The organism is Rhizobium sp. SL42 (genome assembly GCF_021729845.1).
Lineage (GTDB): Bacteria > Pseudomonadota > Alphaproteobacteria > Rhizobiales > Rhizobiaceae > Allorhizobium.
In genome coordinates, this window is record NZ_CP063397.1 from 3,811,290 (window position 1) to 3,822,669 (window position 11,380).

The window sequence follows — 11,380 nt, forward strand, 5'->3', positions numbered from 1 at the left end:
TAATGAGAATTATTCGCAACAACTGGAGATCGTGCATGCTGCCAAGACTTGCCTGCCTGGTGGGAAGCGCGCTGTTTGCAGCGCTGGCCGCTCTGACCCCGTTGCCGGCATCCGCCGCCGACAAGCCCAAGGTCGTCACCACCTTCACCGTGATCGCCGACATTGCCCGCAATGTCGCGGGCGACGCGGCGACCGTCGAAAGCATCACCAAGCCCGGCGCCGAGATCCACGGCTACCAGCCGACGCCGCGCGATATCCTCAAGGCAAGCGACGCCAATCTCGTCCTGTGGAACGGCCTCAATCTCGAAACCTGGTTCGAGAAGTTCCTCGCAAATCTTGGCAACGTGCCCAATGTGGTGGTCAGCGACGGCGTGGCCCCCATGAGCATTTCCGGCGGCGCCTATGACGGAAAACCCAATCCGCATGCCTGGATGTCGCCCGACAATGCGCTGATCTATGTCGAGAACATCCGCAAGGCGCTGACCGGGATCGATCCGGACAATGCCGCCGTCTATGCCGCCAATGCCGCGGCTTATTCGGAAAAGATCAGGGCCGAGATCGCCCCGATGAAGGCGCAGATCGCGACCCTGCCCGAAAACGAACGCTGGCTGGTGACGAGCGAGGGCGCGTTTTCCTATCTCGCCCGCGACCTCGGCCTGAAGGAGCTCTATCTCTGGCCGATCAATGCCGACAGCCAGGGCACCCCGCAACAGGTCAAGGCAGTGATCGACGCAGTGACCGCCAACAAGATCCGCGTCGTCTTCTCCGAAAGCACCGTTTCCGACAAGCCCGCAAAGCAAGTCGCGGCCGAAACCGGCACCACCTATGGCGGCGTGCTCTATGTCGACTCGCTCAGCACCGAGGACGGGCCGGTCCCCACCTATATCGACCTGCTTAAGGTCACTGTCTCGACCATTGCAAAGGGACTTGAAGGATGATCATGGGTTCCAGCCAGCGCCAGGCCAGATCGCCTCAGTCCCGCCTGAAAGCCGTCCAGGCCTCGGAACTGGCAGGCGTCCAGGGTATCGTCGCAGACGACGTGACGGTCACCTATCGCAACGGCCACACGGCGCTGCGCCATGCAAGCTTCGCCATCCCCACCGGCACGATCACCGCCCTTGTTGGCGTCAACGGTGCCGGCAAGTCGACCCTGTTCAAGGCGATCATGGGCTTCGTCCCGGTCGCCGGCGGCCAGATCCGTGTTCTCGGCATGAGCGTCCATGATGCGCTGGCCAAGAACCTGATCGCCTATGTGCCCCAGGCCGAGGAAGTCGACTGGAATTTCCCGGTTCTGGTCGAGGACGTGGTGATGATGGGCCGTTACGGCCACATGAATTTCCTCCGCATCCCCTCGAAGAACGACCGCCGCCTGGTCGATGAGGCATTGGCCCGTGTCGGCATGGGCGACTACCGCAAGCGCCAGATCGGCGAATTGTCCGGCGGCCAGCGCAAGCGTGTCTTCCTTGCGCGGGCGCTTGCCCAGGAAGGCCAGGTCATCCTGCTCGACGAACCCTTTACCGGCGTCGACGTGACCACCGAAGAGCAGATCATCACCCTGATGCGCGACCTGCGCGCCGAAGGCCGCGTCATGCTCGTTTCAACGCACAATCTCGGCAGTGTTCCCGACTTCTGCGACCGCACCATTTTCGTCAAGGGCACGGTGCTCGCATCGGGCACGACCGCAGAGACGTTCACCGAAGACAATCTCAAGGCGGCCTTTGGCGGTGCTTTGCGTCATTTCGTCCTTTCCGGCACCGACCTGCACGAAGATGCCGACGGCCGCGAGGTCAAGGTGATCACCGATGACGAGCGCCCCTTCGTCATCTACGGCACCCCGGCTACAAAACAGGCGACACCATCGCCATCGCTTGTGCCTGCACGCAAGGCCGAAGCGGCTCTCGAAAAGGCTGACGATGAACGTTCTGTTTGAGCCCTTCACCTATGACTACATGCGCAACGCGATCTTCGTCAGTTCGCTGGTCGGCGGCGTCTGCGGATTTCTTTCGGCCTATCTCATGCTCAAGGGCTGGTCGCTGATCGGCGATGCGCTGTCACATGCGATCGTCCCCGGTGTTGCCGGCGCCTATATGCTCGGCCTGCCCTTTGCCTTCGGCGCCTTCCTCTCCGGCGGTCTGGCAGCGCTCGCCATCCTCTTCCTCAACCAGCGTACCAAGCTGAAAGAGGACGCGATCATCGGCCTGATCTTCACCTCCTTCTTCGGCCTCGGCCTGTTCATGGTCTCGATCTCGCCCGTCTCGATCGACATCAAGACCATCGTGCTCGGCAACATCCTCGCGATCACCCCGGCCGATACGCTGCAACTCGTGCTGATCGGCGGCATCAGCCTCCTCGTCCTGGCCCTCAAGTGGAAAGACCTGATGGTCGCCTTCTTCGACGAGAACCATGCCCGCTCCATCGGCCTGAAGCCCGAACGCCTGAAGGTGATCTTCTTCACCCTGCTCGCCGCCTCGACCGTTGCCGCCATGCAGACGGTCGGCGCCTTTCTGGTGATCGCCATGGTCGTCACGCCGGGCGCCACTGCCTATCTGCTGACCGATCGCTTCCAGCGGCTGATCCTGATGGCGCTCGCCATCGGCGCCGGAACCAGCTTCATCGGCGCCTATCTCAGCTATTTCCTCGACGGTGCGACCGGCGGTGTCATCGTCGTCCTGCAATCACTGATCTTCGTCGCCGCCTTCCTGTTCGCCCCCAAGCACGGGTTGCTGGCTTCACGCAGCCGCGCGCGCAAGGCCCTGGAGCCCCTGGCATGACCGAAACACTCGAATTGCTGCTCCTTCCCTTCCAGCTGCCCTTCATGCAGACGGCATTCGTCATCACCCTGATGATAGCGGTGCCGATGGCCCTGCTCTCCTGCTTCCTGGTGCTGAAGGGCTGGTCGCTGATGGGCGACGCGGTGTCCCATGCCGTGCTGCCCGGCATCGTCATCGCCTATATCGCCGGTATTCCGCTGGCGATCGGCGCCTTCATCGCCGGCCTCGCCTGCGCGCTGATGACCGGCTACGTCAAGGAAAACAGCCGCATCAAGGAAGACACGGTGCTTGGCATCGTCTTCTCCGGCATGTTCGGCCTGGGACTGGTGCTCTATGTCAATGTCGAGAGCAGCGTGCATCTCGACCACATCCTGTTCGGCGACATGCTCGGTATCCTGCCCTCCGACCTGATCGAGACCGGCCTGATCGCACTGGCGGCCACCGCCTTCCTGGTCTTGCTGCGCAAGGACCTGCTCGCCCATGCCTTTGATCCGCAGCACGCTCGCGCCATCGGCCTGTCGGTGCGACTTCTGCACTATGGCCAGCTTGCTGTCCTGTCACTGGTCGTCGTCGGCGCCCTTAAGGCGGTCGGGATCATCCTGTCGGTCGCCATGCTGGTGACACCCGGCGCCATCGCCTTCCTGATCACCCGCCGCTTCCAGTCCATGCTGGTCGCCGCCGTATCGGTCGCCGTCCTGGCCTCGTTGATCGGAATCTATCTGAGCTTCTTCCTCGACAGCGCGCCGGCACCGACCATTGTTCTGGTCATGAGTTCGATGTTCGTGCTTGTCTTCATCACCGGCGCCCTGCGCAATCGCCGCACGCAGGCAACGCTATAGAGCCGTGCCGCCAGAATGGCGCGGCGACTTTGGACGGAAACGAGCAGACAGCGCGCCGAAGTGAACCGCGCTGTCTGGGAACGTCCTAGACCCGCGCCTCTTCCTCGGCCCGGCGGACACGGCGCGAAACCACCCATTCGCGCCAGACCGTGAACAGGCCCGCGCCGACGACGATGGCAGCACCCACCACCGTGTTCCAGCGCAGGACTTCGCCGAAGACGGAAATGGCGATCACCGCACCGATCACCAATTGCCAGTAGGAAATCGGCTGCACGATCACCGCATCCAGATTCTCATAGGCCCGGATCAGCGCGAAATGCCCGATGATGCCCGTGCAGCAAAGTCCCCCCATCCACGCCCAGTCGATCACCGTGAACGGCACCCAGAAGAACGGACCAAGCAGGCTCGCGCCAATGAAGCCGACGATCGCCAGATAGAAGAAGGATGTCGAGGGCTGGTCGTCACGGCTGACGAGGCGCGTCACGATACCGTAGATCGCGCCAAGCACGGCGCAGATCAGCGGTAGCCAGATATAGGTATTGAAGCCGGCCGCCGTCGGCGAGAGCATGATCACCACCCCGACAAGCCCGAAGACGATCGCCGTCCAGCGGCGCCAGCCGACCTTTTCGCCCAGGATCGGCATAGACAGCAGCGCGACAAAGATCGGACCCGCGGCAAAGATCGCCTGGCTTTGCGCCAGCCCAACCTTGGTAAAGGCAACGATGGAAATGAGGATCTGCGAAAACAGGATCAGCCCGCGCAGCACCTGCAGGAACGGCCGCTTCGTTGCCACGGCTGCCGACAGCCCACCCGGCGCACGGCTGGCCAGCAACAGGGCGAAGGCGACGAAGGCCCAGTAGCGCACCATCGCAACCTGCACCGGCGAATAGCTGACCCCCAGATGCTTGGAGATACCGTCCTGAATGGCGAAGACGGAAAAGGCGAGGAAGGTAAAGGTATAGCCGAGCGGCGTCGATTTCATGATGGGGTACAAAGGCTTGGGGGAAATGATCGGGTAAGTCCGTGCACGAACACGGCGCAGCGGATTGATCCTACACCCCTGACGCCATTTGCCTAGTCCAGAAATTCATGGCTGCCCTGCAACCTGACAACTGCTGCCGCCCCTTGTTCGCAGCCTCGTCTCCATGCTGTATAGTCGCCATGGCCTTTACCATTCGTCAGTTGCAGTATTTCGTCGCCGTCGCGGAACTGGGCTCGGTCACCCGCGCCGCCCAGAACCTGTCGATTTCCCAATCCTCGGTCACCGAGGCGATCAAGGAACTGGAAGGCGATCTCGGCGTCGAACTGTTCGAACGCCATCCGCGCGGCCTGTCGATCACCTATAACGGCCACCAGTTCCTGCGCCATGCGACCAAGATCCTCGCCACGGTTTCGGATGCCCGCAATTCCTTTGCCGAAACCAAGAACAATACCGGCGGCACGCTGAACATCGGCGTCACCTCGCTGGTTGCAGGCTATGTCCTGTCCGACCTCCTCGCCCGTTACCGTCGCGCCTGCCCCGGCGTCGAGGTCTCGGCTATCGAGGACAACGGCTCCTATCTCGAGCATCTGCTTGTCGGCGGCGAACTGGATGTGGCCGTCATGGTCATCTCCAACTTGCGCGACCGGCTGGCGCTGCAGGCGGAAATCCTCGAAACCTCGCCCTATCGCCTCTGGTTGCCGATCGGCCACCCGTTGGTCTCGGCCGACATCATCTCGATTGCCGATATCACCAAAGAGCCGCTGATCATGCTGACGGTGGACGAAATCGAGGAAAACACCGGCAAGCTCCTGTCGGCGCTTGGCGCCCGCCCGCATGTCGCCTTTCGCACCCGCTCCGTAGAAGCCGTGCGCAGCCTGGTCGCCACCGGCGCCGGCGTTGCCCTTCTGCCCGATCTCGTCTACCGCCCCTGGTCGCTGGAAGGCGACCGCATCGAAAGCCGCGACGTCTCCGGCGCCCTTCCCGTCGTCCAGGTCGGCATGGTCTGGCGCAAGGGATCGAGCCTGCCTCAGGCCGCCCGTGACTTCGTCGGCATCGCGGAAGCGACACGCAGCGGCCGCGTTCGGTAATTTGCGGAGAATACCCCTCAAGCCGTGCCGATATCGGAAAAACCGATAACGTCTTTCTGACGAATGAATTTGCGAATGCGGATTTTTCGCGGCACCTTTCGAACCGGGAACAAAACGCCGTGAAAATACGGCACCTCAAAAACCGGGAGACCTCGCGATGAAGTCCATTCTCAAGTCCTGCACCGTCCTTGCCTCCATTCTGAGCCTCACCTCTGCCGCCGTCGCCCAGGAGCCGCTTCAGGCGCTCGGCGCAGGCGAAGGCGCACTCTCGATCGTTGCCTGGGCCGGCTATATCGAACGCGGCGAGACCGACAAGAACTACGACTGGGTCACCGAATTCGAAAAGAAGACCGGCTGCATGGTCACCGTCAAGACCGCGGCCACGTCCGACGAAATGGTCGCCCTGATGAACGAAGGCGGCTTCGACCTCGTTACCGCCTCGGGTGATGCCTCGCTCCGCCTCGTCGCCGGCAAGCGCGTCCAGCCGATCAACACCGCTCTGATCCCGTCCTGGAGCACCATCGACGAGCGCCTGCAGAACGCACCGTGGCATACGGTCAACGACGTGCATTACGGCACTCCTTACGTCTGGGGCGCCAACGTGCTGATGTACAATACCGACGCCTTCAAGGGCGAAGCCCCGAAGAGCTGGAACGTTGTCTTCGAAGAACAGACCCTGCCGGACGGCAAGTCGAACAAGGGCCGCGTACAAGCCTATGACGGTCCGATTTATGTCGCCGACGCAGCCCTTTACCTGATGAAGCACAAGCCGGAACTCGGCATCAAGGATCCTTACGAACTGAACGAGGACCAGTACAAGGCAGCGCTTGACCTGCTGCGCGGCCAGCGCAAGCTGGTTGGCCGTTACTGGCACGACGCGATGATCCAGATCGACGACTTCAAGAACGAAGGCGTGGTTGCCTCCGGTTCCTGGCCGTTCCAGGTCAACCTGATGAAGGCCGAAGGTGCCAAGATCGCCTCGACCTTCCCGGAAGAAGGCGTGACCGGCTGGGCCGACACCACCATGCTGCATGCCGACAGCGAACATCCGAACTGCGCCTATATGTGGATGGAACATTCGCTGTCGCAGAAGGTCCAGGGCGACGTCTCGGCCTGGTTCGGCACGGTTCCCTCCGTTCCGGCGGCCTGCAAGGGCAATGCGCTCTATGGTGACGAAGGCTGCACGACCAACGGCTTCGACAACTTCGACAAGATCAAGTTCTGGCGCACCCCGACCAGCAAATGCAGCCAGGGCGAATGCGTACCCTACCACCGCTGGGTATCCGACTATATCGGCGTGATCGGCGGACGCTGATCTTCCACCTCCCCCTTGATGGGGAGGTCGCGCGGAACGCGCGGGTGGGGGGATCCCCTGGCATTTCGACATGTTGGTCGTCACCCCACCCCGGACCTTCGGTCCGACCCTCCCCCTCAAGGGGAGGGTGTTGGCCCACGCCGGCCTCACGCCGGCACCCATGAAAATTCTGGAGTCCCCATGACCGCTGCCGTTTCCTTCACGAAGGTGTCGCGCCATTTCGGCACTGTCAAAGCCGTCGACGCGGTCGACCTGACCATCCAACCCGGCGAGTTTTTCGCCATGCTCGGGCCGTCGGGATCGGGAAAGACCACCTGCCTGCGCCTGATCGCCGGCTTCGAGCAGCCGACCAGTGGCGAGATCGAGATCTTTGGCGAAAAGGCCGGCGGCGTTCCGCCCTATCGCCGCAACGTCAATACGGTCTTCCAGGACTACGCCCTCTTCCCGCATCTGAGCATCCTCGACAACGTCGCCTATGGCCTGATGGTCAAGGGTGTGGCGAAAGCGGAGCGCCTGCGCGAAGCCGAAAAGGCGCTCGAGCTGGTCAAGCTTCCCGGCTATGGCAGCCGCAAGCCCGGCCAGTTGTCCGGCGGCCAGCGCCAGCGTGTGGCGCTCGCCCGCGCCCTGGTCAACAAGCCCAAGGTCCTCCTGCTCGACGAACCGCTCGGCGCGCTCGACCTCAAGCTGCGCGAGCAGATGCAGGAAGAGTTGAAAAGCCTGCAACGCTCGCTCGGCATCACCTTCATCTTCGTCACCCACGACCAGGGCGAAGCACTCTCTATGGCCGACCGCGTCGCCGTCTTCAACGACGGCCGGATCGTCCAGGCTGGCACGCCGGAAGAAATCTACAACCGCCCGCGCACCCGCTTTGTCGCTGATTTCGTCGGCTCCTCCAACGTGATTGCACCGGCCGACATGGCAAAGCTTGGCGGCGCGGCGAAATGGACCAGTCTCAGGCCCGAAGCAATCCGCCTGACGAGCGATGGCGGCACGACTGCGACGGTGCGCTCGAAAAGCTTCCTCGGCAGCGCCACCCGTCTGTTCCTCGACGTCGGCGGCCTGTCGCTCTCCGTCATGGTTCCGGCGGGCCAGCCCGTGCCGAACCCCGGCGAGACCACCCGCATCACCTGGCAGCCGGGTGACCTGCACACCATGGAGGACCTGGCATGAGCACGGCCTCCACCACCGCCATTCTTCCCGGCCGCAGCGGCCTGGCGGGGCGGCTATCGGATCTGTTCTGGCGGAGGCCCAACCTGCTGCTGGTCCTGATGCTGGTGCCGCCCCTGCTCTGGCTCGGCATCATCTATGTCGGCTCGCTGATCGCGCTTCTGCTGCAGAGCTTCTTTGCCATCGACGATTTCTCCGGCCTGATCAGCTACGAGTTCACGCTCGCCACCTACAAGCAGCTGCTCATCCCCGCCAATTTCGACATCATCCTGCGCACGCTGCTGATGGCCATCGCCGTCACGCTCGCGTCTGCCCTGCTCGCCTTCCCGATCGCCTACTACGCTGCCCGCTATGCCACCGGCAAATGGAAGGCCGTGTTTTATCTCGGCATCATGCTGCCGCTCTGGTCGAGCTACCTGGTCAAGATCTATGCCTGGAAATTGATCCTCGCCAAGGAAGGCATCCTCACCTGGATTTTCGAGAAGCTGCACCTGACCTGGCTGCTCGACGGTATACTGGCGACGCCGGTGATCGGCGGCAACTCCCTGTCGATCAGCTATATCGGCACCTTCATCGTCTTCGTCTATGTCTGGCTGCCCTATATGATCCTGCCGACCCAGGCCGCACTCGAGCGCGTGCCTGGCAACCTGATCGAAGCCTCGGGCGACCTTGGCGCCGATCCGCGCCAGACCTTCCGCCACGTGCTTTTCCCGCTTGCCCTGCCAGGCATCGTCGCCGGTTCCATCTTCACCTTCTCGCTGACATTGGGCGACTACATCATCCCGCAGATCATCGGATCGTCGCGGCTGTTCATCGGCCAGGCGGTCTATGCCCAGCAGGGCACGGCCGGCAATATCCCGCTCGCCGCCGCCTTCTCCGTCGTGCCGATCATCATCATGGGCATCTACCTGACCATCGCCAAACGCATGGGGGCCTTCGATGCGCTCTGATCGCTCCGCCTCGGCCGGCTGGCCCTTGAAATTTGCAGCCGCGGGCGGGCTCGCCTTCCTGCATCTGCCGATCCTCCTGATCTTCGTCTACGCCTTCACCACCGAGGAAAAGAGCTTCCAGTGGCCACCGCCGGGGCTGACCGCCAAATGGTTCGCCGTTGCCTGGAACCGTCCCGACATCTGGGAAGCGCTGTGGCTCTCGGTCAAGGTCGCCTCGATCGCGACGCTGATCGCGATGGTGCTCGGCACGCTGGCCGCCGCCGCCGTCGCCCGGACGAAATTCTTCGGCCGCGAAGCGATCTCGCTGCTCGTCATCCTGCCGATCGCGCTGCCCGGTATCATCACCGGCATTGCGCTCCGCTCGGCCTTTTCGCTGGGTGAGATCCCCTTCTCGATGTGGACGATCATTCTCGGCCACGGCACCTTCTGCGTCGTCGTCGTCTACAACAATGCGGTGGCCCGCTTCCGCCGCACATCCGGCTCGTTGATCGAGGCGTCGATGGATCTGGGCGCAGATGGTTTCCAGACCTTCCGCTACATCATCCTGCCGAATATCGCGACGGCCCTTCTGGCCGGCGGCATGCTCGCCTTTGCACTGTCCTTCGACGAAGTCATCGTCACCACCTTCACCGGCGGCCAGCAGTCGACCCTGCCGATCTGGATGCTGGAAGAACTGATCCGCCCGCGCCAGCGCCCGGTCACCAATGTGGTCGCCATGGTCGTGGTGATCGTCACCTTCCTGCCGATCCTGGCCGCCTTTTATCTCACCCGCGATACCGACCAGGTATCCGGCAGTGGCAAATAACCGTCAAAAAATGAGGGAGAACGACATGGACATCCAGATGCTGATCGGCTCGAAATTCGAAGCCGGTACCGAGATCGAGGAAAAGATCCTCAACCCCAAGACCGGCGAGACGATCCTCGATCTGCCCGAAGCCTCGCTGTCGCAGATCGATAGTGCCGTCGATGCCGCCGACAAGGCCTTCCAGTCCTGGTCGGCGACAACGCCCGGCCAGCGTTCCGCTTATCTGCTGGCGATCGCCGATGCCGTCGAAAAAGACGCCCTTGGCTTCGCCACGCTGGAAGCGCTCAACTGCGGCAAGCCGATAAATGCCGTGCTGAACGACGAAATCCCCGCCATCGTCGACTGCTACCGCTTCTTCGCCGGTGCGATCCGCTCGATGCATGCCCCGGTCGCCGGCGAATATCTGCCCGGCTTCACCTCGATGATCCGCCGCGATCCGGTCGGCATCGTCGGCTCGATTGCGCCGTGGAACTATCCGCTGATGATGATGGCCTGGAAGCTGGCCCCGGCGATCGCCGCCGGCAACACCGTCGTCTTCAAGCCATCGGAACAGACGCCGCTGACCGCGCTGAAAATGGCCAAGCTGATGGCCGAGATCCTGCCGGAGGGTGTGGTCAATGTCGTGCTCGGCCGCGGCGAAAGCGTCGGCAACGCCATCATCAACCACCCGAAGATCGGCATGGTCTCGATAACCGGCGATATCGCCACCGGCAAGAAGGTGCTCGCCGCCGCCGCCAAGACCGTCAAGCGCACCCATCTCGAACTGGGAGGCAAGGCGCCTGTCATCATCTATGACGACGCCGATATCGATGCTGTCGTCTCAGCGATCCGCACCTTCGGCTATTACAATGCCGGCCAGGACTGCACGGCGGCCTGCCGCATCTATGCCGCCGACAAGGTCTACGAAAAATTCGTCGCCGACCTTGCCTCCGCCGTCTCGACGCTGAAATACAACCAGGCCGACGACACCGAAAACGAGATCGGCCCGCTGATTTCCAAGCGCCAGCGCGACCGCGTCGAAAGCTTCGTCGCCCGCGCCTCCGAACACAAGCACATGGAAGTCGTCACCGGCGGCAAGCTCGGCTCCGACAAGGGCTTCTTCTATGCCCCGACCGTGATCGCCGGCGCGCTGCAGGACGACGAGATCGTCCGCCGCGAGGTCTTCGGCCCGGTCGTGTCCGTCACCCGCTTTTCGGATGTCGATCAGGCGGTCACCTGGGCCAATGACAGCGACTACGGCCTTGCCTCCTCGGTCTGGACCAAGGACATCTCGCGCGCCATGCAAACGGCGGCCAAGCTCCGCTATGGCTGCACCTGGATCAACACGCATTTCATGCTGTGCAACGAGATGCCGCATGGCGGCCTGAAGCAGTCCGGCTACGGCAAGGACATGTCGGTCTATGCGCTGGAGGACTACACCGCAGTGCGCCATGTGATGATAGCACATTGACGCCGCTTGGCCG

11 protein-coding genes are annotated in these 11,380 nt (G+C 62.7%); 10 read left to right on the top strand and 1 reads right to left on the bottom strand.

Translation table 11 applies throughout. The features are described 5' to 3' along the window. Positions 1-35 precede the first annotated feature (35 nt). From IM739_RS17980 to IM739_RS17995, 4 genes are read left to right on the top strand one after another with little or no spacing between them, the layout of a single operon-like run. Entirely contained in the window at positions 36-938 is a 903-nt protein-coding gene (locus IM739_RS17980; protein ID WP_237369035.1) for a metal ABC transporter substrate-binding protein, read from the top strand. A 2-nt stretch (positions 939-940) separates the two neighbouring features. Continuing rightward, complete coding sequence (locus IM739_RS17985) at positions 941-1,930, top strand: manganese/iron ABC transporter ATP-binding protein (RefSeq protein ID WP_237371107.1); 990 nt, start codon at positions 941-943, stop codon at positions 1,928-1,930. Next, positions 1,914-2,771: a metal ABC transporter permease gene (locus IM739_RS17990; protein ID WP_237369036.1), complete on the top strand. Its 858-nt coding sequence runs from the start codon at positions 1,914-1,916 to the stop codon at positions 2,769-2,771. The genes IM739_RS17985 and IM739_RS17990 overlap by 17 nt, the downstream gene beginning before the upstream one ends. Beyond that, positions 2,768-3,610, top strand: a complete 843-nt coding sequence (locus tag IM739_RS17995; protein WP_237369037.1) for a metal ABC transporter permease — start codon at positions 2,768-2,770, stop codon at positions 3,608-3,610. Before IM739_RS17990 ends, IM739_RS17995 begins: the two co-directional genes overlap by 4 nt. Positions 3,611-3,695: 85 nt before the next feature. On the opposite strand, the gene IM739_RS18000 is transcribed toward IM739_RS17995, so the two are convergent. Next, complete coding sequence (locus IM739_RS18000; protein WP_237369038.1) at positions 3,696-4,592, bottom strand: DMT family transporter; 897 nt, start codon at positions 4,590-4,592, stop codon at positions 3,696-3,698. 179 nt (positions 4,593-4,771) lie between these two features. Here IM739_RS18000 and IM739_RS18005 point away from each other — a divergent pair, with 179 nt between their 5' ends. From IM739_RS18005 to IM739_RS18030, 6 genes are all read left to right on the top strand, one after another. Beyond that, positions 4,772-5,680, top strand: a complete 909-nt coding sequence (locus tag IM739_RS18005) for a LysR family transcriptional regulator (protein ID WP_237369039.1) — start codon at positions 4,772-4,774, stop codon at positions 5,678-5,680. Between the two features lie 157 nt (positions 5,681-5,837). Continuing rightward, positions 5,838-6,995 (top strand): ABC transporter substrate-binding protein, encoded by a 1,158-nt coding sequence (locus IM739_RS18010; protein ID WP_237369040.1) that lies wholly within the window; start codon positions 5,838-5,840, stop codon positions 6,993-6,995. Positions 6,996-7,175: 180 nt separating this feature from the next. Then, positions 7,176-8,165 carry an ABC transporter ATP-binding protein gene (locus IM739_RS18015; RefSeq protein WP_237369041.1) on the top strand — a complete coding sequence of 330 codons (990 nt, stop codon included), beginning with the start codon at positions 7,176-7,178 and terminating at the stop codon, positions 8,163-8,165. Continuing rightward, entirely contained in the window at positions 8,162-9,112 is a 951-nt protein-coding gene (locus IM739_RS18020) for an ABC transporter permease (protein ID WP_237369042.1), read from the top strand. Before IM739_RS18015 ends, IM739_RS18020 begins: the two co-directional genes overlap by 4 nt. Beyond that, positions 9,102-9,917, top strand: coding sequence for an ABC transporter permease (locus IM739_RS18025; protein WP_237369043.1), 816 nt, complete (start codon positions 9,102-9,104; stop codon positions 9,915-9,917). Before IM739_RS18020 ends, IM739_RS18025 begins: the two co-directional genes overlap by 11 nt. Before the next feature lie 25 nt (positions 9,918-9,942). After that, positions 9,943-11,367 carry a gamma-aminobutyraldehyde dehydrogenase gene (locus tag IM739_RS18030; RefSeq protein ID WP_237369044.1) on the top strand — a complete coding sequence of 475 codons (1,425 nt, stop codon included), beginning with the start codon at positions 9,943-9,945 and terminating at the stop codon, positions 11,365-11,367. Positions 11,368-11,380 lie beyond the last annotated feature (13 nt).